Annotated in this window: 23 protein-coding genes and 1 tRNA gene; 12 read left to right on the top strand and 12 right to left on the bottom strand. The window is 59.2% G+C overall.

All coding sequences use genetic code 11. The features are described 5' to 3' along the window. On the top strand, window positions 1-1,100 hold a 1,100-nt coding region (gene uppV / locus ACUTJJ_RS20505; RefSeq protein WP_445543258.1), incomplete at its 5' end, for a Wzx-type polysaccharide biosynthesis protein UppV. Window positions 1,101-1,108: 8 nt separating this feature from the next. Continuing rightward, a complete protein-coding gene (locus ACUTJJ_RS20500; RefSeq protein WP_445543257.1) occupies window positions 1,109-2,380 on the top strand; it encodes a GNAT family N-acetyltransferase in 1,272 nt (423 codons plus the stop codon). A gap of 51 nt (window positions 2,381-2,431) precedes the next feature. Here the strand turns inward: ACUTJJ_RS20500 and uppQ are convergent, their stop codons facing one another. Then, window positions 2,432-3,115, bottom strand: a complete 684-nt coding sequence (gene uppQ / locus ACUTJJ_RS20495) for a polysaccharide biosynthesis GNAT family N-acetyltransferase UppQ (RefSeq protein ID WP_445543256.1) — start codon at window positions 3,113-3,115, stop codon at window positions 2,432-2,434. A gap of 362 nt (window positions 3,116-3,477) precedes the next feature. Here uppQ and ACUTJJ_RS20490 point away from each other — a divergent pair. After that, window positions 3,478-3,562, top strand: a tRNA-Leu gene (locus ACUTJJ_RS20490). 198 nt (window positions 3,563-3,760) lie between these two features. Here the strand turns inward: ACUTJJ_RS20490 and ACUTJJ_RS20485 are convergent. The 3 genes from ACUTJJ_RS20485 to ACUTJJ_RS20475 form a co-directional block, all read right to left on the bottom strand. After that, window positions 3,761-4,690: a prephenate/arogenate dehydrogenase family protein gene (locus ACUTJJ_RS20485; protein WP_445543255.1), complete on the bottom strand. Its 930-nt coding sequence runs from the start codon at window positions 4,688-4,690 to the stop codon at window positions 3,761-3,763. Further along, window positions 4,690-5,796, bottom strand: coding sequence for a histidinol-phosphate transaminase (gene hisC / locus ACUTJJ_RS20480; protein ID WP_063950093.1), 1,107 nt, complete (start codon window positions 5,794-5,796; stop codon window positions 4,690-4,692). Before hisC ends, ACUTJJ_RS20485 begins: the two co-directional genes overlap by 1 nt. Before the next feature lie 84 nt (window positions 5,797-5,880). Continuing rightward, a complete protein-coding gene (locus ACUTJJ_RS20475; protein ID WP_144577632.1) occupies window positions 5,881-6,642 on the bottom strand; it encodes a class I SAM-dependent methyltransferase in 762 nt (253 codons plus the stop codon). Between the two features lie 105 nt (window positions 6,643-6,747). On the opposite strand from ACUTJJ_RS20475, the gene gloB reads away from it, so the two are divergent. Then, window positions 6,748-7,518: a hydroxyacylglutathione hydrolase gene (gloB, locus tag ACUTJJ_RS20470; RefSeq protein ID WP_063950174.1), complete on the top strand. Its 771-nt coding sequence runs from the start codon at window positions 6,748-6,750 to the stop codon at window positions 7,516-7,518. Beyond that, window positions 7,518-7,958 (top strand): cupin domain-containing protein, encoded by a 441-nt coding sequence (locus ACUTJJ_RS20465; protein WP_063950095.1) that lies wholly within the window; start codon window positions 7,518-7,520, stop codon window positions 7,956-7,958. Before gloB ends, ACUTJJ_RS20465 begins: the two co-directional genes overlap by 1 nt. Before the next feature lie 108 nt (window positions 7,959-8,066). Here ACUTJJ_RS20465 and ACUTJJ_RS20460 read toward each other — a convergent pair whose 3' ends face one another. Then, complete coding sequence (locus ACUTJJ_RS20460) at window positions 8,067-8,840, bottom strand: DUF3108 domain-containing protein (RefSeq protein WP_063950096.1); 774 nt, start codon at window positions 8,838-8,840, stop codon at window positions 8,067-8,069. Window positions 8,841-8,875: 35 nt separating this feature from the next. After that, window positions 8,876-9,094, bottom strand: a complete 219-nt coding sequence (locus ACUTJJ_RS20455; RefSeq protein ID WP_144577628.1) for a hypothetical protein — start codon at window positions 9,092-9,094, stop codon at window positions 8,876-8,878. Here ACUTJJ_RS20455 and rpmB point away from each other — a divergent pair. From rpmB to ACUTJJ_RS20440, 3 genes are all read left to right on the top strand, one after another. Continuing rightward, on the top strand, window positions 9,093-9,383 hold the full coding sequence (gene rpmB / locus ACUTJJ_RS20450) for a 50S ribosomal protein L28 (protein WP_003509888.1): 291 nt from the start codon (window positions 9,093-9,095) through the stop codon (window positions 9,381-9,383). The genes ACUTJJ_RS20455 and rpmB overlap by 2 nt on opposite strands. Before the next feature lie 162 nt (window positions 9,384-9,545). Continuing rightward, window positions 9,546-10,184 carry a queuosine precursor transporter gene (locus ACUTJJ_RS20445; protein WP_063950097.1) on the top strand — a complete coding sequence of 213 codons (639 nt, stop codon included), beginning with the start codon at window positions 9,546-9,548 and terminating at the stop codon, window positions 10,182-10,184. A 110-nt stretch (window positions 10,185-10,294) separates the two neighbouring features. Then, window positions 10,295-10,630, top strand: coding sequence for a pentapeptide repeat-containing protein (locus ACUTJJ_RS20440; RefSeq protein ID WP_063950098.1), 336 nt, complete (start codon window positions 10,295-10,297; stop codon window positions 10,628-10,630). Between the two features lie 3 nt (window positions 10,631-10,633). Here the strand turns inward: ACUTJJ_RS20440 and ACUTJJ_RS20435 are convergent, their stop codons facing one another. The 4 genes from ACUTJJ_RS20435 to ACUTJJ_RS20420 all read right to left on the bottom strand — a co-directional run bounded on the left by ACUTJJ_RS20435 (window position 10,634) and on the right by ACUTJJ_RS20420 (window position 15,350). Then, window positions 10,634-11,608: an esterase-like activity of phytase family protein gene (locus ACUTJJ_RS20435; protein ID WP_445543254.1), complete on the bottom strand. Its 975-nt coding sequence runs from the start codon at window positions 11,606-11,608 to the stop codon at window positions 10,634-10,636. Between the two features lie 37 nt (window positions 11,609-11,645). Next, window positions 11,646-13,550, bottom strand: coding sequence for a cobaltochelatase subunit CobT (gene cobT, locus ACUTJJ_RS20430; RefSeq protein WP_404495589.1), 1,905 nt, complete (start codon window positions 13,548-13,550; stop codon window positions 11,646-11,648). A gap of 106 nt (window positions 13,551-13,656) precedes the next feature. Further along, the gene (gene cobS, locus ACUTJJ_RS20425; RefSeq protein WP_112592755.1) at window positions 13,657-14,646 is read right to left on the bottom strand and encodes a cobaltochelatase subunit CobS; all 990 of its coding nucleotides are present in this window, start codon (window positions 14,644-14,646) and stop codon (window positions 13,657-13,659) included. Between the two features lie 68 nt (window positions 14,647-14,714). Continuing rightward, on the bottom strand, window positions 14,715-15,350 hold the full coding sequence (locus ACUTJJ_RS20420) for a J domain-containing protein (RefSeq protein WP_063950175.1): 636 nt from the start codon (window positions 15,348-15,350) through the stop codon (window positions 14,715-14,717). A gap of 115 nt (window positions 15,351-15,465) precedes the next feature. On the opposite strand from ACUTJJ_RS20420, the gene ACUTJJ_RS20415 reads away from it, so the two are divergent. Beyond that, on the top strand, window positions 15,466-15,747 hold the full coding sequence (locus tag ACUTJJ_RS20415) for a BolA family protein (RefSeq protein WP_445543253.1): 282 nt from the start codon (window positions 15,466-15,468) through the stop codon (window positions 15,745-15,747). A gap of 227 nt (window positions 15,748-15,974) precedes the next feature. On the opposite strand, the gene aroB is transcribed toward ACUTJJ_RS20415, so the two are convergent. Continuing rightward, complete coding sequence (gene aroB / locus ACUTJJ_RS20410; protein WP_404495591.1) at window positions 15,975-17,108, bottom strand: 3-dehydroquinate synthase; 1,134 nt, start codon at window positions 17,106-17,108, stop codon at window positions 15,975-15,977. Window positions 17,109-17,113: 5 nt separating this feature from the next. Continuing rightward, on the bottom strand, window positions 17,114-17,695 hold the full coding sequence (locus ACUTJJ_RS20405) for a shikimate kinase (RefSeq protein WP_445543252.1): 582 nt from the start codon (window positions 17,693-17,695) through the stop codon (window positions 17,114-17,116). Window positions 17,696-17,881: 186 nt separating this feature from the next. On the opposite strand from ACUTJJ_RS20405, the gene ACUTJJ_RS20400 reads away from it, so the two are divergent. The 3 genes from ACUTJJ_RS20400 to ACUTJJ_RS20390 form a co-directional block, all read left to right on the top strand. Beyond that, complete coding sequence (locus ACUTJJ_RS20400) at window positions 17,882-18,055, top strand: hypothetical protein (RefSeq protein ID WP_063950103.1); 174 nt, start codon at window positions 17,882-17,884, stop codon at window positions 18,053-18,055. Continuing rightward, window positions 18,052-19,038, top strand: a complete 987-nt coding sequence (gene xerD / locus ACUTJJ_RS20395) for a site-specific tyrosine recombinase XerD (protein WP_445543251.1) — start codon at window positions 18,052-18,054, stop codon at window positions 19,036-19,038. Before ACUTJJ_RS20400 ends, xerD begins: the two co-directional genes overlap by 4 nt. A 62-nt stretch (window positions 19,039-19,100) precedes the next feature. Further along, window positions 19,101-20,050, top strand: a 950-nt coding sequence (locus ACUTJJ_RS20390) for an acetyl-CoA carboxylase carboxyltransferase subunit alpha (protein ID WP_112356437.1), incomplete at its 3' end; no start/stop codon positions are given.

Raw genomic sequence — 20,050 nt, 5'->3', positions numbered from 1 at the left:
GTCTGGAAGGGGCACATGACAAGATCATGGGTCTAACCTCGACCGCCCGTGTCTTCGCCATGCTCTCGGCCAGCGTGGTTGCGATCATCGGCTTCATTTTTCTTTACCTCTTCGGCGAAAGGATCGCGACTTATTATCTCATTCCCATTTCGTTGGCCCTGTTTACCCTGCCGATGGTCGCGCTGGGCGATGTGCTGAACGGGACGGCGCGGGCAAACGGATGGGCAATTTCCGCGTTAAGCCCCACCTATATCGTTCGTCCGCTGCTAATCCTGCTGTTCATGATGGTGGCGATCGGTGTCGGCGCGGAAAAAACCGCAACGACCGCCATGCTTACGGCCCTTCTTGCCACCTACGTCACCACGCTTTCACATTTTCTCTTCATGAACCGGCGGCTCAACAGCCACTTCCGCAGCACGATGCGCAGGGTCTATTTCCGGCACTGGATAAGGTTCGCCTTTCCCATGTTCCTGATCGACGGCATCGGCTTCCTGATGACCAACTCGGATGTCGTGATCGTCGGGCTTTATCTGCCGCCGGATCAGGTCGGCATCTATTTTGCCGCGGCAAAGACCATCGTGCTGATGCAATTCGTGTTCTTCTCGGTGCAGGCGGCCGCTGCTCCCCGTCTGGCAGCCCTGATGTCCGCTGACGACCGGCCTGGCCTTGCCGCTTTCTCCAGCCAGGCGGCACGATGGGCCTTCTGGCCGTCACTTGCGGTCGGCAGCGTCGTGCTTCTGGCCGGTCCCTTCCTGCTGTCGCTCTTTGGTCCTGGCTTCGTCCAAGGCTACACGTTGATGTTTTTCCTTTTTGCCGGCTTTCTCGCCAAGGCGTTGATCGGGCCCGGAGAAACATTGTTGAACATGGCCGGCAAACAAAAATTGTGCGTTGTGCTTTATATTATTATCTTCGGTTGCAATATTGCACTCAACATGGCGCTCATTCCGGTCTATGGTCTCGCAGGAGCCGCGGCAGCGGTGGCGATAGCCATGTGCATCGAAGCTGTGCTATTGCATATTGCCATCCGCCGCACACTCGGGATCGTTCTTTTTGCCTTTAACGATATCCGGGCGGGTCAAAACACGCAGAAGACGGTGTAACGACAAGCATGTCCAGTGATCCAAACAATCCGGATTTTGGCGACCCGCGCATCGCGGCACTGATGGCGTCTGCAGAGCGTGACCGCCCCGTGGCTGACAGCAGCCGGCGCGTTGGCCGCGAAGGACGGGAGTTCTGTATCTATCCGGGTCAACTCGGCTATGAGATGCAGGAAGAGCTCGACTTTCTGTCGAACCGCGTCATGGAGGCGAATGTCTTCTTCACCGGCCGCCTGCTCGCCCCTGCCATGCCTCGGATTGAGGACAAGTCCGTTCGTTTTGCCCTCATTCGCGACGAGAATGGCGCCAGAAGCCGCATGCGGTTTCTCATGCCCTTCACCGTGGAGAAGCCGGGCTTTTCCATTGGCCCCTCCATTATTCGCGTCTGGGCCAACCCGTTCGGGCCGCTTGGCACGCCGCTCGTCGATACGGAGGGGGCCGCGGAAACCCTCGACAATCTCTTCGATGCGCTCTCCGACACCAATATGCGTCTGCCCAACGTGCTGGTTTTACCGGATGTTCGGTTGGAAGGGCCTTTTGCCCGCATGTTCAGGGCCATCGCACTTAGCCGCAACCTGCCCGTAACGACGACGGGAAACTATCACAGGCCGATGCTGGAAAGCCTGCTGGATGGCAAAACCTATCTGCGAAACGCCCTGGCGCCGCACCATCTGCGCGAGATGAACCGGCAATGGCGCCAGCTCGAAAAACTTGGCGCCCTCGCCTATACCGTCACACGGCAGCCAAAAGATGTCCGTTATCGGATGGAAGAGTTCCTGGCGCTGGAGGCCAGTGGTTGGAAAGGACGCAAGCGCACCGCGCTCGTCAACGACCGATATCGCGCCGCCTTCGCGCGCGAAGCGATCACCAATCTGGCCGAAGCGGATGCAGTGCGCATCCACACCATCGACCTCAATGGAAGCGCCATCGCATCCATGGTGGTCTTCATCGCCGCCGGCGAGGCCTATACCTGGAAGACCGCCTTCGACGAAACCTATTCCCAGTTCTCTCCCGGCAAGCTGCTGGTGGAGAAACTGACCGACTGGCATCTGGACGACGCCAATATCCTACGCAGTGACAGCTGCGCGGTGCCAGATCACCCCATTATGAGCCGCTTCTGGCAGGAACGTCAGGAAATGGGCACGCTCGTTGTCGGGCTGACGCAGAATAGCGACCGCGATGTGCGACAGGTCTCCGCCCAGGTGGACATGTACCGCAACACCCGCAATCTGGCGCGTAGCCTCCGGCAAAAGATCCTGTCTTTCGGTCGTAAGGGCAATTGAGCCGAAGGACGCCAGAGCGCCCTTCGGATTAGCGACGGATCCAGCGACCGCTTACCGCGATGCAGTCCGGATCATCTTGCAGAGTTGCGTCAGAGCCGCATCGTATCCGCCACCCAGAATATCGACACAACGGCGGGCGAGCTTGATCCGCTCGGTCCGTGACATGTCGTTGTAAGACTGGATAACCTGACGCATGGCGCGCGGCGTCATCGTGCCCGGCCTGCCGGGGTTGTTCGGGTTTCCGATCCCCGGGTTTCCGGGATTCCCAGGATTGCTCGGGTTACCGGGATTGCCGGGGTTACCCGGATTGCCCGACGAGCCTGAGCCGCCAATTCCCAGCCCGACATCAACGCCTATTCCACGCGATCCGCCAACGCCAGCGCCGACATTCGCATTGATACCGTTGGAACCACCGACCGATGCGTTCACGCCAGCATTGATACCGCTCGAACCACCCACCGATGCATTCACGTCTGTATTGATGCCGTTACTGCCGCCGACAGAGGCGTTGACATTAGCGCCTAGACCGCCGCCGCTCCTGCCGCCGACATCGGCGTTCGCATTAATGCCGCCGCTGCCGCCAACGGAGGCACCGACCCCCAGGCCACCACTACCATTACCACCCACACTGGCATTAACTCCGTTCTCGCCACCGATCCCGATATCCAGCGCATGGGCGTTGACCGGCAAGATCAGGCAGGCAGACAATAATAGGTTACGCGAAAAAGCCCTCATAATTTCCTCCATATGAGTTAGCCGCTCCCTCCCCGCGTGGAAAACCCACAACACCAGTATAAGTTCAATTAGCAATTGCGTATATACTAATTTATTAGAGATCTCTAAAATTATCGAAATTCCGCAATCAAAGGTGTTTCATTTTGAAACAGAGCGCGCCACGAACCCTCCAAATCGCGGATCTCTGAACGCCGCATCGCCTAGCAAAGCAGGGTTAAGGGGCTCGCCGATTTGCGCGGGGCGTTGGCCAAACCGAGAGCGCGCCCGACCTACCCAACCATTTTCATGAGCATCAGATTTCCAGCTTTTGGGGTTGCACGCATGGCCTCGACCATGATAGACGCCGTGGCATTACCACCGTTGCCCCAATGGCGGAATTGGTAGACGCGCCGCACTCAAAATGCGGTTCCGAAAGGAGTGCTGGTTCGATCCCGGCTTGGGGTACCATTACCTGAAAATCACATTGATTTTTCTGCGTTTCTGGGCCGAAGGGCCCAAGCATGTTGCGCCGCTTAAAAAAGTTCGACAGTTTACTCTGCCGCCAGTCAATCACTTGATTGTTTAAAGCAAAAGGTGTGTGCCGGTGCGGATTCGCCCCGGCGTCCCAGCAAGCTGAATATCACACCCAAAGCGGCCGATTTGACACTACTTCTTCTGATCCAGCGCGTGACGACCGAAGTCTGGGGCGTCGACGTCCTGGCCCGCTTGCACGATGGAGCGGCGGATGGCGCGGGTGCGGGAGAAGAGTTCGAACAGCTTGTCGCCCTCACCCCAGCGAATCGCTCTCTGCAGGGAGGCGAGGTCTTCGGAGAATCGGGCCAGCATCTCAAGGATGGCATCCTTGTTGTGCAGGCAGACATCGCGCCACATCGTTGGGTCGGAGGCCGCGAGGCGGGTGAAGTCACGGAAGCCAGAGGCGGAATATTTGATTACTTCCGATTCCGTCACCGTTTCAAGATCATCCGCCGTGCCCACGATGTTGTAGGCGATGATATGCGGCAGATGCGAAACGATTGCCAGAACCTTGTCGTGGTGTTCGGCATCCATTTCATCAACCCGCGACCCCAGCGCCCGCCAGAAATCCTTCAGCTTTTCCAGCGCTTCAGCGTCCGTTCCCGGCAGCGGCGTAAAGATGCACCAGCGATCGCGGAACAGGCCGGCAAAGCCTGCGTCCGGACCGGACTTTTCCGTGCCGGCCAGCGGATGGCCTGGAATGAAATGCACGTGATCAGGCATGTGCGGGGCCATCTGCGCGATGACCGAGGCTTTGGTGGAGCCGACATCGGTGACGATCGCGCCCGGCTTGAGGTGCGGCGCGATCTGCTTTGCGACCATTTCCGACGCACCGACCGGGACCGAGACGATGACCAGGTCGGCATCATCAGCCGCTTCTGCCGCCGAAACGGTGTAATCCGTGCCGAGCGCCAGTTCTTCAGCCCGTTTCAGCGTGTCCTCACTGCGGGTGGAAATCGTCACTTCGCGAGCAAGCGCCAATTCCTTGATATCGCGGGCAATAGACGAGCCGATGAGGCCAATCCCGATCAGCGCGATGCGCTGGAACATGAAATCAGCCATTACGCCTGCCCCATAAACTCGGTCAGCGCTGCAATGACGCCAAGATTGGCCTCTTCGGAACCTATGGTCATCCTGAGCGCGTTCGGGAAGCCGTAACCGCGGACAGCCCGCAGGATGTAACCGCGACGGCTCAGGAATTCATCGGCGTCCGCTGCCCGCTTGCCGTCCTGATCCGGGAAGTGGATGAGGATGAAGTTGGTGACGGAGGGTGTGACGGTGAGGCCAAGGCCTGTGAAGGTCGTCACCAGCTTTTCCATCCACAGTGCATTGTGCGCGACAGCCTTTTCGACAAAGGACTGGTCGCGGATCGCAGCAGCACCGGCAGCGATAGCCGGCGCGCTCATGTTGAACGGGCCGCGCACCCGGTTCAGCGCATCGATGATGGCGGCCGGGCCGTACATCCAGCCAACGCGCAGGGCCGCGAGACCGTAGACCTTCGAGAAGGTGCGGGTCATCACCACATTGTGGTTGCCGGAGACAAGCTCAAGACCAGCCTCATAATCGTTCTTGCGCACATATTCGGCATAAGCCGCATCCAGCACCAGCAGAACGTGCTTCGGCAGGTTGGCCTGAAGACGGCGAATTTCGGTCACGGGAACATAGGTTCCGGTGGGGTTGCCTGGGTTGGCGATGAACACCATCTTGGTCTTTGGCGTGACGGCGCCAAGGATCGCATCGACATCGACAGCGCAATCCTTTTCCTTCACCGAGACCGGGGTTGCACCGGCGCCCATGATCTGGATCTTGTAGACGAGGAAGCCGTGCTCGGTGATGATCGCCTCATCGCCCGTGCCCAAATAGACGTGGCACAGCAGGCCAAGCAGTTCGTCCGAACCATTGCCGCACATGATATTCGCGATGTTGAGACCATGGACATCGGCAATTGCCTGACGCAACGCGACCGCCTGCCCGTCAGGATAAATTTCCAGATGGCTCGCGGCCGTCCCGAAAGCTTCGATCGCCTTCGGGCTCGGCCCAAGCGGCGTTTCGTTGGAAGAGAGCTTATAAACCTTCGCAACGCCGTCCACATGTTCCTTGCCGGGAACATAAGCGGCGATATCCAGAATACCCGGACGCGGAACAGGTTGGCTAAGCTCTGCACTCATTTGATCGACCTTTGGAAAACCGCCGGAAAACCCGGCAACAACAATGCCGGAGGCATTAGACCGGAATGGGCGCTTTGTCGAGGGTCAGCGCGGCTTTCGCTGGCTTGCCGCCGTGCGTGTTGTGGGCACGCCCTGTGGCGCGAGTACGGGCACGAAAACCCGCCGGGACGCGCGCTGCGTGACGGGCAATCCCTGATAGAGGCGTTTTTGCGCTTCCACCACGATGACACCGGAAAATAGTGGCCAGAGACGCCGGCCGGTATGTTCGAGGTATCGGCGGAATTTCAACACCGGCCGACTGGTCGTCGGTGGGAAAAACAGCGCCTCGGCGGTGGCGCCGGGCGTGAAATTCGTCTCGCGCAGCAGGGCGGTCAGCTGCCCGCGGGAATAAGGCCGGCCGGAGCCAAAGGGCGTATGCTCCATCCGTGCCCAGACACCACGCCGGTTCGGCACCACGATGACAAGACGGCCACCGGGCGCCAGCACCCGCCATATCTCCTTCAGGCTCTCGCGAGGATTTTCGGCAAATTCAAGCGCATGAACCATTAACACCCGATCGATCGACGAATCGGGCAACGGCAGTTCCTCATCGAACACCAGTGCCGTGGAGGAAAGCTCACTCGCTGGCCAGTTCACAGCACCCTGCCCCGCCGGCATGAATGCAAAGGTGCGTTCCGTATCGTGTCGAAAACGGTCCAGAAAAGGCACGGCGTATCCAAGACCGACCAACCGTTCCTCCGGCAAAGGCGGCCACAGCGTCGAAAGCGCCATGGTGATCGCCTGCTCGGCAGAGCGGCCAAGCGAAGAATGGTAGAATTCGCGCAGATCGACGATATCGGTATTCATGGCGAGAATGTAGCATCAGGCAGTTGGACTTCAAGGCGTCTGGCCCTACATAGAAGGACAGGCGGACGAATGCGCCGGTTCTTGCCGGCAAATGGAGAGGATATAATGAAAGCTTTGGAAATAGACGTCTTTCTGTGCCGCAGCGATAATTTCGGCGTTCTGCTCCACGACCCGGTAAGCGGGGCGACCGCCGCAATCGACGCGCCGGAAGAAGGCCCGATTCTGCAAGCGCTCGACGGCCACGGCTGGAAGCTCACCCATATTTTTACCACCCACCATCATCAGGATCACGTCGAGGCTAATCTTGCATTGAAGGACCGATTCCAGTGCGAAATTCACGGCCCTTATGATGAGGCGGTGGCCATACCCGGCCTCGACCGCTCTCAGGCCGATGGCGACGAATTCGAATTTGCCGGACGTCGGGTTCAGGTCATTTCGACACCCGGCCACACCGCCGGGCACATCTGTTATTACCTGCCGGACGACGGCCTGCTATTTGCGGCCGACACGCTTTTCGCCATGGGCTGCGGCCGCCTGTTTGAACGCCCGGCTGCGGATATGTGGCATTCCTTCCAGAAGCTCATGGTCCTTCCTGACGACACCAAGGTCTATTTTGGCCACGAATACACGCTGAGCAATGCCCGTTTTGCCCTGACGGTCGATCCTGACAATGCTGCGCTGCGCGACCGTGCGGAGCACGTGGAAAAGGCGCGGCAGGCAAACGAGTTCACGATCCCGACGACCATAGCGCTTGAGAAACAGACCAACCCTTATATGCGGGTCGCGGATGCTGGTATTCGCAAACATCTGGGGCTTGAGGGCGTCAGCGATGCCGACGTCTTTGCGGAAATCCGCACGCGCAAGGACAACTTCTGATGACGAGCGATTTGTCAGCCCAGGCCATCATTCGTGAACTTGGGCTGGAGCCACATCCCGAGGGCGGCTTCTACCACCAGACTTTCCGCGACAAGGCCGGCAGTGAGCGCGGCCACTCAACCGCGATTTATTATCTCCTCGAAAAAGGCGACCGCTCTCACTGGCATCGGGTGACGGATGCGGTGGAGGTTTGGCACTATTATGCCGGGGCGCCAATCGCGCTTCATCTTTCGCAGGACGGCCGGGAAGTGCAGACCTTCACGCTCGGTGCGGACATTCTGGCCGGCGAGCGCCCGCAGGTCATCGTGCCAGCCGATTGCTGGCAATCGGCTGAAAGTCTCGGCGATTTTACGCTCGTCGGCTGCACCGTCTCGCCGGGCTTTGTCTTCTCGAGCTTCGTCATGGCCGATCCCGACTGGTCGCCGGGAGATGCGCTGTGATTCTCAGCGCATTGCCCGTCAAATGAGCGGATGCCACTCGCTTCTTCTCCCAGCGGGGAGAAGAAAGACACGGCAGCATCTGCTTTTTTACGCCACCATCAGCTTTCGTCAGCCACCATACTTCGTAGCGGTGATGTAGACCTGTCCCACCCGTGTCGGAATGACGGCGTAGACGGGCGCGTAGACATCCATATTGTTCGACTTGGCGAACCAGATCTCCATGGAGATTGATTTCAGGTACTCGATGTCCTTGCGACCCTGCCGGTAACCCGACTTCGGCACGTATCTCGCCTTGCAGACGATTGCGTCGCCGCTGAAGCCGTTCGTCTTGAATGGTTTCGTGCCGCTCGAGCTCAACACGAGATCGAGTCGCGACTCGCCGTCATAGATTGGCAGGCGAGTCGGGCAGATGCGGCCGCCGGCTGGAATGATCAGCCCGGAGATCGGATCGAGAACCGAGCGAAGGTCGCGATCCTTCACTTCGACCCAGTTGTCCGGCCGGGGCTTCGGCTCCGGTTTTACCGTCGTCGATGTGACATTACCGTTACGATAGACGACGTCATAGGTGCGCACCCGCTTGCCGTCCTTGTAGACCAGCGAATATTCGTTGGCCTGCAGGCGATGGCCGCGCTTGGCGCCGGAAACGGTCGTTTTTCCGGAAATGTCCTTCAGAACGCTGGCAAGGCCCGCGGCGCTGAAGGAGCCTGAGATCGAGTAATTCGGTCCATCCATGCGAGTCGAAAAGCTCGCCCTTGCGATCGGCAAAATGCCGAGATTGATACTATATTCGCTCGTGTGGCGCGCTTCGGCGGCGAACAAAGGCGAAACGCCTGCGAGCGCCATGGTAGCGGCCATGAAAATGCTTTTTCCTCTGGCAATCATTTTGATATCACCTTACAAGAGGCGCGGAAGCGGCCTTATCGGGCGATCATATACGCTGACTTGTGGCAATAAAAAAGCGGACGACGGTTGAAAACGCCGGAATTTCCTTTGATTTGATCGCGAGCGGCTTGACTGTTTGGTCTCGTCTGACTATAGAACCGCAACTTTCCAATCATGGCCAGTTGGATCGCCAGCCCGGTTTTGCCGGTGGTGAGCCAGTGGTGAAACAGACGAAACGAAATAGGTGTACCCATGTCCCGTGTATGCGAATTGACCGGCAAGGGCGTCCAGACGGGCAACAACGTCAGCCACGCCAACAACAAGACCAAGCGCCGGTTCCTTCCGAACCTCTGCCAGGTCACGTTGATCTCCGATGCTCTCGGCCAGCGCTTCCGTCTGCGTGTTTCCGCAGCCGCTCTGCGCTCGGTTGAACACCGTGGCGGTCTCGATGCCTTCCTTCTGAAGTCCGGCGAAAACGAACTGAGCATGCGCGCTCGTCTCCTGCGCCGCCAGATCGCCAAGAAGACGGCTGAAGCTGCTTAATAGCGGCTTCGACATTATCTGATATTCAGAGGGCTTGAATGGCTTTTGCCGCTCAAGCCTTTTGTTTATTCAAGATTTCACGTGCATCGCGTTTTGCGACAACCGCTTTGGATGTCGGCGCAATGTTTGGCTCCAACTGGTGGCATCACCCAGGATAAAAAAATGCCCTATCTTCGCTACACGCTGATCTATGTGCTGCTGATGACGCTCGTCGTCGTGGCGTCCAATATTCTGGTGCAGTACCCGCTGTCGGGCTCGCTGTTTGGTATCAACCTCGGTGATCTTCTGACTTGGGGCGCCTTCACCTATCCGGTTGCCTTCCTTGTCACCGATCTCACGAATCGCCAGTTTGGACCATCCATCGCACGCCGCGTCGTATTTGCCGGCTTCATCGTCGGCGTCACGCTCTCCTTCTGGACCTCCATTCCGCGAATCGCTGTCGCTTCCGGAACCGCCTATCTGATCGGCCAATTGCTGGATATTTCCGTGTTCAATCGCCTGCGCCGTCAGCGCTGGTGGCATGCGCCACTTGCGGGCTCCATGCTGGGCTCGGTGCTGGACACGGCGCTGTTCTTCTCGATCGCCTTTGCGGCAAGCTTCTCCTTTGTTGGCCCGAATGACGCCTTCGCCATTGAAAACGCGCCCGTGCTCGGCGTCTTCGCCACGGAAGCCCCCCGCTGGATTTCCTGGGCAATGGGCGACCTTTCGGTTAAGGTTCTCGTCGGCCTCGTCATGCTCCTGCCTTACGGCGCGCTGATGAACACGCTGAAGCCGATGCCTGGACCCGTTAAAGAAAGCTGACATTTTCCGTCAGCGGATTTGCGACCAAGAACCCTGGACCAAATCACGCTTGCAAATCCACGGATGGCTGTGCAATCTCCCATTCGTGGTGAAGTTTGGAGGCGTTCAGCATGCAGATCAAGGACCGGATCGACGTTTTGAACGCAACCAGCGCCACCCTTTCCGGTTCCACCTTCGACGATGTCAATTTGTCGGGAACAGCATTCAATAACGTCAATTTGGCCGGTACACGCTTCAACAATATCAACCTTTCGGGTGCCTCGTTCACCGACAGCAACATGTCCGGCTGGTCGATTGATGACGTCAATTTGACGGGTCTTAAGCTCACCAATTCAAATCTATCCGGCGCCCACATATCGGCCTGCCGAATGACAGGCATGAAGATCGACGGCATTCCTGTCGAGGATCTCCTGGCTGCTTACAAAGCGGCTAAAGAGCAAGCTTGATACTCACTCAACCAGCTTGAACTCCAGCATCAGGTTGCGCTGGAGGAATGAGTGGTTGTCGTCGGACACGATGATGAGGCGCGTAGAGCCGTCCGCATCCTTCACGATGTCCATGCCTTCCATGTTATCGATCTGGTAGGCCATGCCTGCCTCGAGCAGGATTTCGCCGTCCACGACCGCGCCGGGCCGGATATCAGCGCCACGCAGGCGGCGGATGCGCATGCCCACACCTTCGGCAAAATTGAAGCGGCGTTCGAGCAGCAAGAGGTCGCCATTGGGCAGGAACGCGCCGTCTGTGACATCGAACGAGGGATGGTGGGTAACGGCGAAGGCGCCTTTCAGCGGTCCCTCCAGGATTGCCGCGAGAAGATTGCCATCCGCATCGATGCTTTTTTCCGCAACGACAACGAGAGCGCCACCGAGTGGCGACGCGCTCGGCGATACCGCCAGCGTTTCCAAGCCGCCATTGTGGCGCAACTCGTCATTGGGGATGAGGTGAGGCAATCGCCCAACCGGTTTTGCAGAGAGAAATCCCGGATCGGCATAAATATCGATCCTGTGGCGTTGCTCGTAACTCACGAAAACCTTGCCGTCACGCAACGCGAGACCCTCGGCATCCATGTCCATCTTGCGTGGCGGTTCGCGCCCGCTCATGTCCAGCATCGGCGCGATACGGGCCTCGGCAACGCCAGACAGCGCACCCACCGCATCGCGGGTGACCCGGCCCGTCAGCCAATGACCGGTATCCAGCACCGCAACAAAGTCCTCACCGTTGGGGCGGAACCGAATGGAGGATATCGCACCGAACAATTTCTCCGGCGAGCTCATCACCATGCCGCCGATGAATTCCAGTTTGCCGAAGCGTTTCGCACTCGTGCCGACCTCGAAGCCGGAGAACTGGCGAACGCTGACCGGCACATCGATAGTCGAAGCGCCGATCGACACCGGAAACAGCGTGACCGCCATGACAGCGGCCATCGACAGAATCCCGCGAGGGGTGGAAGTCCGGCCTTGCTTATCCCGCACGGCGGAGCCTGCGCGACGAACCGGAAGCGCTGCTCGTATCCTCGAAGAGAGCTGCCAACTGCTCGGTCATCGCGCCAGCCAGTTCATCTGCGTCAACAATGGTGACGGCGCGACGATAATAACGTGTCACGTCGTGGCCGATACCGATTGCCAGCAGCTCAACCGGCGACCGTGTCTCGATCTGCTCGATCACAGCGCGCAGATGCCGTTCCAGATAATTGCCCGGATTGACCGACAGGGTCGAATCGTCGACCGGCGCACCGTCCGAGATCATCATCATGATCTTGCGCTGCTCGGGACGGCCGATCAGGCGGTTATGCGCCCACATCAACGCTTCGCCATCGATATTTTCCTTGAGCAGACCTTCGCGCATCATCAGGCCGAGATTGCGACGCGCGCGCCGCCACGGCGCATCCGCCGACTTGTAGATGATGTGGCGCAGATCGTTAAGGCGGCCAGGCGAAGCTGGCTTGCCACTGGCAAGCCATTGCTCGCGTGATTGTCCACCCTTCCACGCCTTGGTGGTGAAGCCAAGGATTTCCACCTTCACACCCGAGCGCTCCAGCGTACGCGCCAGAATATCGGCGCAGGTGGCGGCAACCGTGATCGGACGGCCGCGCATCGAACCGGAATTGTCGATGACCAGCGAAACTACGGTATCGCGGAACTTGGTGTCGCGTTCCTTCTTGAAGGAAAGCGGCTGCATCGGGTCGATGATAAGCCGCACGAGACGGGCCGGATCGAGGTACCCCTCTTCCAGATCGAAATCCCAGGAACGGTTCTGCTGCGCCATCAGGCGGCGCTGGAGACGGTTCGCCAATCGTCCGACGGCACCCTGGAGATGAGCAAGCTGCTTATCGAGGAAAGCGCGCAGGCGGTCCAACTCAGCGTCGTCGCACAGTTCCTCGGCATGGATTTCCTCGTCGAATTCCTGGCTGAAGATACGGTAGTCGACCTTCTCGTTGAAGTCGTCGAAGGGGCTGTTGGGACGGCGGGTCTCGCCGGGCGTTTCGGAATCCTCGTCGAGATCGTCGGACATTTCCTCATCCGACATCTCGGCGCCGTCCATCTCGCCTTCTTCCATTTCCTCCTGCGAGGCCTCGTTTTCATCGGCGGGCGTCGCGTCGGAGCCGGCTTCTTCCTCGACCTGCTCTTCCTCGGTCTCGTTGGTGCGCGGCTGGTCCTCGTTGGACTCCGCTTCCTGGCTTTCCGGCTCGTTATCCTCGTCGCCGAAATCCTCCGCCATCTGCATCGAGGTCAGCATCTTGCGCACCAGACGCGAAAACGCCTTCTGGTCGCCGATCACCTTGGAAAGATCGTTGAGGTCGCCGGCAGCCTTTTCCTCGATGAAATCCCGCCAGAGGTCTAAGACCTTGCCGGCACTTTCCGGCGGCTTTTCGCCTGTCAGCTTCTCGCGCACCAGCAGTGAAACTGCTTCGGCAAGAGGGGCGTCATCCTGTTTCGTAATGCCGGCGAAATTCGCCTTGGCATATTTTTCCGTGTTCATGGCGTGAATGTTGGAAGCCATGCCCGGCATGCGCAGTGCGCCGATGGATTCAACGCGAGCCTGCTCGACAGCATCGAAAATCAGCCGCGCTTCAGCGCCCTGCGGCGACATCACCGCGTGCGTGTCGGCATCGTGGCAGGCCAGGCGCAGCGCCATGGAATCGCCGAGGCCACGGGTTATCGCGATTTCCTGCGCGGTCGGCTTCTTGGAGATTTCCGGCAGGCGCATGCGCTCGCCGGCAAGACCTGGCCGTTCATTGGCGAAAACGACCTCGACTTCAGCATCACCGGCGACTGATCGCACGCATCCGGCAATTGCCTGACGCAACGGCTCGGTATCAACAGCCGTACCCGGTTTCGGTCTGGAATTGTCGCCACGCGCTGCCATTGTCTTTCCTGTCAATTGTCGACGCACCGTGACCGCCCATCAATCGATGCGCGGCCACCCGACGTCTTCAAGTCATCGAAATCATCTCCGGACAAGCCGGGGACGATCAGGCGCTCAGAACGATGTTCGCGGCGCTTTCCTTAAGCTCGACGCCGAAAGCGCGCTGATACTGTTCGGCCACCAGTGTGCGCTCCAGCTCGTCGCACTTGTTGAGGAAGGTCACGCGGAAGGCAAAGGCGAGATCGCCGAAGATTTCCGCATTCTCAGCCCAGGTGATGACGGTACGCGGGCTCATGACGGTGGAAAGGTCGCCATTGATGAAGGCCGAACGGGTTAGATCGGCGACGCGCACCATCTTGGATACGGTTTCGCGCCCCTTCGGATTGTCTAAGCTTTTCACCTTGGCGGCGATGATGTTCACTTCCTGCTCATGTGGCAGGTAGTTCAGCGTGGTGACGATGGACCAGCGGTCCATCTGCGCCTGGTTGATCTGCTGCGTGCCGTGGTAAAGGCCGGTCGTATCACCAAGGCCCACCGTGTTGGCGGTCGCGAAGATACGGAACGCCGGGTGAGGACGGATAACGCGGCTCTGGTCGAGCAGGGTCAGCCGGCCGGAGGATTCCAGCACCCGCTGGATAACGAACATCACGTCCGGGCGACCAGCGTCATATTCATCGAAGACCAGCGCGACATTGTGCTGGTAGGCCCAGGGCAGGATGCCGTCCTTGAATTCGGTGACCTGCTTGCCGTCTTTAAGCACGATGGCGTCCTTGCCGACGAGATCGATACGACTGACATGGCTGTCGAGGTTGACGCGAACGCAGGGCCAGTTAAGGCGCGCAGCGACCTGCTCGATATGGGTGGATTTACCCGTGCCGTGGAAGCCGGACACCATAACACGTCGGTTGTGAGCAAAACCGGCTAGGATCGCAAGCGTCGTGTCGCGATCGAAAAGATAGTCGGGATCGAGGTCAGGCACATAGGCGTCGCCCTGGGAATAGGCGGGAACCCGCAGATCCGTATCAATGCCGAAAACCTCCCGCACGGACACTGTCGTGTCGGGCAGGTTGGAAATATCAAGGTCGATTTTGCTCATCACGTCTCCAAGGCGGGCGGCAGCCACCCGGCCACATCATCAATCAGGCGGTAAACACGTAAGTTGGCTTAGCAGAAACCTGACTGCTTTAACAATTGATATGCTTGAACAACAGCCCGAAAACGCTCTTCCGAACCACGATCGCCACCATTAGCATCAGGATGGTGCTTTTTGACAAGCTCCTTATAGCGCCTTTTTATGTCTTCCTGCTTTGCGCTGGCCGCAAGGCCGAGGGTATCGAACGCTTTTGCCTCCAGCGTCTTGAGCTTGCGGTCCTGCTGCATGCGGGTGCCGCCTGCCCGCCCGCCGCCGGCAAAACCGCCGGTAAAGCCGAAGGGATCGCGAATACGCGCATTGCCGCTGGCCGAACCGGAGCGCAGCGTGGAATGCAGCGGGCTGTCACGCGCAGTCTTGTTGACGCCCACCGTCCAGGTGGGGCGATGGCCTGTGATCGCTTCCTTCTGGTAACGGGCGATCTCGCTGTCGGAAAGGCCGGAAAAATAGTTATAGCCTTTATTATATTCCTTCACGTGCTCAAAACAGAACAGGAAGAATTGCCCCTCGGCATTGCGGCCGACGGGTGCCCGGTGAACGCCCGGCTTGTCGCATCCGTCCCACTGGCAGACAGGGGCCTGAACCTCAGGTTCCCGCTCCCTTTTCCGGCGCGTGCGGATGCGATCGAAATATTTCGAATCCAGTTTCATGATGCCCTGATTATGGGGTGCGAAAAGCCGCACAACAAGAATTGACAAAAAGGAATGTTACAGGCTTTTAGGGAGCCCCCTTAAAAGACCGGCAAACAGAATTGGAGCCCTTCGAATGTCTCTGCGAGAGCGCATAGAAACCAAGCTTCGGGAAAGCTTTTCACCGGAGCGCATGAGGGTCGTCGATGAAAGCCAGATGCATGCGGGCCACCAGCCCGATATCACAGGTACCGGCGAAACGCATATGCGTATTCAGATAGTGTCGGAGAGCTTTTCCGGCAAGTCCCGCATCGAACGGCACCGGGCGATCAACGCGCTTTTGAAGCCGGAACTCGACGCCGGGCTGCATGCGCTCGCGATCGAGGCAGCGGCGCCCGGGGAAGCGGTGAGGTTTTAGGTTAAGGTTGTCTTCAGAGCCGCGAGCAAGCCCCCTCATCCGGCCCTTAGGGCCACCTTCTCCCCGGCGGGGAGAAGAAACCGGCGGCAGCGCCTTACTCAAAAGCGCCAGCAACGTTCCACGTATAGCATTGCCAAAGCGGCGTGTTCTTCTCCCCGCGGGGGAGAAGTGCCGGAGAGAAGCGAGGCGATGAGGGGGCTCCCTTCACCGTACTGCTCTGCGCCAACTCACCCCGGATGCTTCTCCGACAGGAATGACTGCACCTCGGACGCCGCGACATCATCGGCCACGAAGGACTGGCCGATGCCGTGGGTGAGGATGAAGGTGAGCTTGCCGCCCTTGACCTTTTTATCCTGCGCGATCGCCGCCATCAGGGTCTCGACCGGCGGCAATTCGCCGGGAATATCCTTCATTGTCGTTGGCAACCCGACAGCCTTCAGATGCGCCTCGACGCGCGCGGCATCGTCGGGGCTGGCGAGGTTGAGGCGAGCGGAGAACTGGTGGGCCAGCACCATGCCGATGGCGACGCCTTCGCCGTGCACCAGCCGCTTGCTGTCGTAATTGGTTGCCGCTTCCAGCGCGTGGCCGAAGGTATGACCGAGGTTCAGAAGGGCGCGCACGCCATTTTCCTTCTCGTCGGCCACGACAACATCTGCCTTCGCCTGGCAGCTGGTCGCAATCGCCTGAATGCGAGCGGGGCCGCCGGTGCGGATTTCGTCCCAGTTCTTTTCCAGCCAGAAGAAGAAATCCGGCTTGTCGATCAGACCGTACTTGACGACTTCGGCGTAGCCGGCGCGGAACTCGCGCGGACTGAGCGTATCGAGCACCGCCGTATCGGCCAGGACCAGATCAGGCTGGTGAAAAACACCGAGAAGGTTCTTGCCGTGGCGGCTGTTGATGCCGGTCTTGCCCCCAACGGAGGAATCGACCTGCGACAGAAGCGAGGTCGGTATCTGCACGAAGCGGACGCCGCGGCGCACAATGCCTGCCGCAAAACCAGCGAGATCGCCGATCACGCCGCCGCCCAGCGCGATCACCGCATCGTTGCGCTCCACGCGTGCAGCGAGAACTGCATCGCAGACCGTCATGAGATGCTCGAAGCTCTTGGTCTTTTCACCTGCCGGCAGGGTCAGCGAGACGGCCTCGATGCCATCCGTCTGCAATCCGTCCATGAGACCTTCGAGATAAAGCGGCGCGACATGCTCGTCCGTGACGATCGCCGCGCGTTTACCCTTAAGCCGTGCCGAGATTTCGCCGCCTGCCCTGCCGATCAATCCCGCCCCGATCAGAATGTCATACGCGCGCTCGCCAAGCGGCACGTGGACGAGACGTTCATCGGCATGGATTTCGGAAGGCGTCATGGTGGTCAGTCTTTCTGTTTAAAGCCGGCAATAGCCGTCAGCACTTCGGTAGCGATGATTTCCTTGCGAACATCACGAGATTCAATGGTGATGTCGGCCTCCGCATAGATCGGATAGCGCTTCTCCATCAGGGCAGCGAGCGTAGCCTTGGGGTTTTCCGTCTTCAGTAACGGGCGATGGTCACGCTTGTTGACCCTCTCCCACAGAACCTCAAGATCGGCTTTCAGCCACAGCGAAATGCCGCCGCGCCTGATATGCGCGCGGGTATTGTCGTTGATGAAGGCGCCGCCGCCCGTCGAGACGACCTTGGGACCGCCACGCAGCAGGCGCTTGATGACCCGCGTTTCCAGCGCCCGGAATTCCTCTTCCCCATAGGTGGCAAAAAGCTCCGAAATCGTCATGCGCGACACGCGCTCGATCTCGACGTCCGTATCAATGAAAGGAACCCTGAGCTGCTGGGCGACCATGCGGCCCACTGCCGATTTTCCAGCCCCCATCAGCCCGACGAAGACGATGTTTCGCCGTCCGAGCGTTGCCCGCGCTTGCTCCCCGAGTGTGGCCGGGACGGATAAATTCGTTTCATTCATAAATTTGAAAGCCCGTTTGGCATGGATATCTGCAAATGTTTACGAAGCGTCAAGCCAAATTGCTGCCTGAATGGCGGTGAATCACAATGATCGCCGCATGCGGCGTCGACGGAGCTTGCAATTTGATCTTGTCGCCGCTTTCGCCGCACCGCATATACGTTTGATCGCCACCTGCACGGAGCCGCCATGCCCACCCTCTTCCGCTTCACGATGATACTGGCGACAATCGCGGGGCTGATCTACGGCGGCATGGTGCTGCTTGTCATGGTCGTTCAGCCCCGCGACCGCGAAGTGACGGTGCGTATTCCCTCCGAGCGGCTGAACCCGCCGGCTACAGAACCGGCGCGGCGCACCCCATGAGCGAACGCCAGTTGGCAGGGCGCGACGGCGCGCGGCTTGAAAGCTTTCTGGAAATGATGAGCGCCGAGCGGGGTGCCGCCACCAACACGCTCGCATCCTACGAGCGTGACTTGACGGATCTTCGGGAATTTCTTGGTGGTCGCGGCCAATCTCTGACAGAGGCCCAGACGCCTGATCTCTCCGCTTATCTGACCCACCTGTCCGCCCAAGGTTTTGCCGCGACCTCCCAGGCGCGCCGCTTGTCATCCATGCGGCAATTCTATCGCTTCCTCTATTCGGAAGGACTGCGCAGCGACGACCCGACCGGGATCATCGATGCGCCCAAGAAGGGCCTTGCCCTGCCGAAGACGATGAGCGTCGCAGACGTGAACAGGCTTCTGGGCCTTGCGGCGCAAGAGGCAGCAACGGAGGGTCCCGGCCAGCTCGCCCGCATCCGCATGCATCTGCTTCTCGAACTGCTTTATGCAACCGGCATGCGTGTCAGCGAACTGGTTTCTCTGCCGGTCAAGGTGCTGCGTCAGGAAGGGCGTTTCCTGATGATCCGCGGCAAGGGCAACAAGGACCGGATGGTTCTTCTTTCCCGAGCGGCGATCGAGGCGATGGAAAAATACGAGGCTGCCCGAAAGGCGCTGTTACGCGAAAACGGCAAGGCGCCGAAAAAGGCGGACGTTGCGGACAGCCCGTGGCTCTTTCCTTCCAGCAGCAAGGAAGGCCACTTGCCCCGCCAAGTCTTCGCCCGTGACCTCAAGGAGATCGCCATGCGGGCGGGCCTCACTCCTTCTGCAGTGTCGCCGCATGTGTTGCGTCATGCCTTTGCAAGCCACCTCTTGCAGAACGGTGCGGATCTGCGTGCGGTGCAGGAACTGCTCGGCCATTCCGACATTTCCACGACACAAATCTATACACATGTATTGGAAGAACGGCTGCAAGAGCTGGTACAAACACATCACCCCCTTGCCAAACAGGGCAAAAACCTTGATTAGAGCGACCGGAACCGCCGGATAACCCGGTCAAACCTTGCGCAAAACGATCGGAAACGGATCTCATGCACAATTATCTCGACTTCGAAAAACCTATCTCGGACCTTGAAGGCAAGATCATCGAGCTGAAGAAGCTTGCCGATGAAGACGAGAGCATAGACACCTCGGAGGAGATCAACCGCCTGGAATCGCGCGTCAACGATGCGATGCAGGATATCTATTCCAAGCTGAACGCCTGGCAGAAAACGCAGGTCGCGCGCCATCCGCAGCGCCCGCATTTCGTCGATTATGCCAAGGCGCTGTTCACGGATTTCACGCCGCTTGCCGGCGACCGCAAATTTTCCGAAGACGCCGCCATTCAGGCCGGTCTTGCCCGTTTCAACGGACAGCCCGTCGCTATCATCGGTCAGGAAAAGGGCAACGACACCAAGAGCCGCCTGAAGCACAATTTCGGCAGCCCTCGCCCGGAAGGCTACCGCAAGGCGATCCGAGTTCTGGAACTGGCCGACCGCTTCTCGCTGCCGGTCGTCACGCTCATCGATACGGCCGGCGCTTATCCCGGCGTCGGCGCTGAAGAGCGCGGTCAGGCCGAAGCCATCGCCCGCTCGACGGAAATGTGCCTGAACGTGAAGGTGCCGATCGTCTCCGTCGTCATCGGTGAAGGCGGCTCGGGCGGCGCGATCGCGATCGCCACCGGTAACCGCGTCTACATGCTTGAACATGCGATCTATTCGGTGATCTCGCCGGAAGGCGCCGCTTCCATCCTCTGGCGCGATTCGACCCGCGCCAAGGAAGCCGCGACCAACATGAAGATCACCTCGGAAGATCTGAAATCGCTCGGCGTCATCGACGGAATCATTCCGGAACCGATCGGCGGAGCGCACCGCGCTCCAGAAACCGTCATCAACGCGACGGGTGACGTTATCGCCAAGGCTCTGGCCGATCTTTCCCAGCGCTCTGGCACGCAGCTGCGGGCCGAACGCCGCCAGAAATTCCTGGATATCGGCCGTAACCT

The sequence above is a fragment of the Agrobacterium sp. DKPNP3 genome (assembly GCF_052686535.1).
Note: the sequence above shows the minus strand (reverse complement) of the source record. Positions and strands in the feature narration are given on the sequence as shown.

Coding starts and splice junctions, on each gene's coding strand:
- ACUTJJ_RS20500 (WP_445543257.1), top strand. CDS start 1,109: ATGTCCAGTGATCCAAACAATCCGGATTTTGGCGACCCGCGCATCGCG.
- uppQ (WP_445543256.1), bottom strand. CDS start 3,115: ATGAGGGCTTTTTCGCGTAACCTATTATTGTCTGCCTGCCTGATCTTG.
- ACUTJJ_RS20485 (WP_445543255.1), bottom strand. CDS start 4,690: ATGGCTGATTTCATGTTCCAGCGCATCGCGCTGATCGGGATTGGCCTC.
- hisC (WP_063950093.1), bottom strand. CDS start 5,796: ATGAGTGCAGAGCTTAGCCAACCTGTTCCGCGTCCGGGTATTCTGGAT.
- ACUTJJ_RS20475 (WP_144577632.1), bottom strand. CDS start 6,642: ATGAATACCGATATCGTCGATCTGCGCGAATTCTACCATTCTTCGCTT.
- gloB (WP_063950174.1), top strand. CDS start 6,748: ATGAAAGCTTTGGAAATAGACGTCTTTCTGTGCCGCAGCGATAATTTC.
- ACUTJJ_RS20465 (WP_063950095.1), top strand. CDS start 7,518: ATGACGAGCGATTTGTCAGCCCAGGCCATCATTCGTGAACTTGGGCTG.
- ACUTJJ_RS20460 (WP_063950096.1), bottom strand. CDS start 8,840: ATGATTGCCAGAGGAAAAAGCATTTTCATGGCCGCTACCATGGCGCTC.
- rpmB (WP_003509888.1), top strand. CDS start 9,093: ATGTCCCGTGTATGCGAATTGACCGGCAAGGGCGTCCAGACGGGCAAC.
- ACUTJJ_RS20455 (WP_144577628.1), bottom strand. CDS start 9,094: ATGGGTACACCTATTTCGTTTCGTCTGTTTCACCACTGGCTCACCACC.
- ACUTJJ_RS20445 (WP_063950097.1), top strand. CDS start 9,546: ATGCCCTATCTTCGCTACACGCTGATCTATGTGCTGCTGATGACGCTC.
- ACUTJJ_RS20440 (WP_063950098.1), top strand. CDS start 10,295: ATGCAGATCAAGGACCGGATCGACGTTTTGAACGCAACCAGCGCCACC.
- ACUTJJ_RS20435 (WP_445543254.1), bottom strand. CDS start 11,608: ATGGCCGCTGTCATGGCGGTCACGCTGTTTCCGGTGTCGATCGGCGCT.
- cobT (WP_404495589.1), bottom strand. CDS start 13,550: ATGGCAGCGCGTGGCGACAATTCCAGACCGAAACCGGGTACGGCTGTT.
- cobS (WP_112592755.1), bottom strand. CDS start 14,646: ATGAGCAAAATCGACCTTGATATTTCCAACCTGCCCGACACGACAGTG.
- ACUTJJ_RS20420 (WP_063950175.1), bottom strand. CDS start 15,350: ATGAAACTGGATTCGAAATATTTCGATCGCATCCGCACGCGCCGGAAA.
- ACUTJJ_RS20415 (WP_445543253.1), top strand. CDS start 15,466: ATGTCTCTGCGAGAGCGCATAGAAACCAAGCTTCGGGAAAGCTTTTCA.
- aroB (WP_404495591.1), bottom strand. CDS start 17,108: ATGACGCCTTCCGAAATCCATGCCGATGAACGTCTCGTCCACGTGCCG.
- ACUTJJ_RS20405 (WP_445543252.1), bottom strand. CDS start 17,695: ATGAATGAAACGAATTTATCCGTCCCGGCCACACTCGGGGAGCAAGCG.
- ACUTJJ_RS20400 (WP_063950103.1), top strand. CDS start 17,882: ATGCCCACCCTCTTCCGCTTCACGATGATACTGGCGACAATCGCGGGG.
- xerD (WP_445543251.1), top strand. CDS start 18,052: ATGAGCGAACGCCAGTTGGCAGGGCGCGACGGCGCGCGGCTTGAAAGC.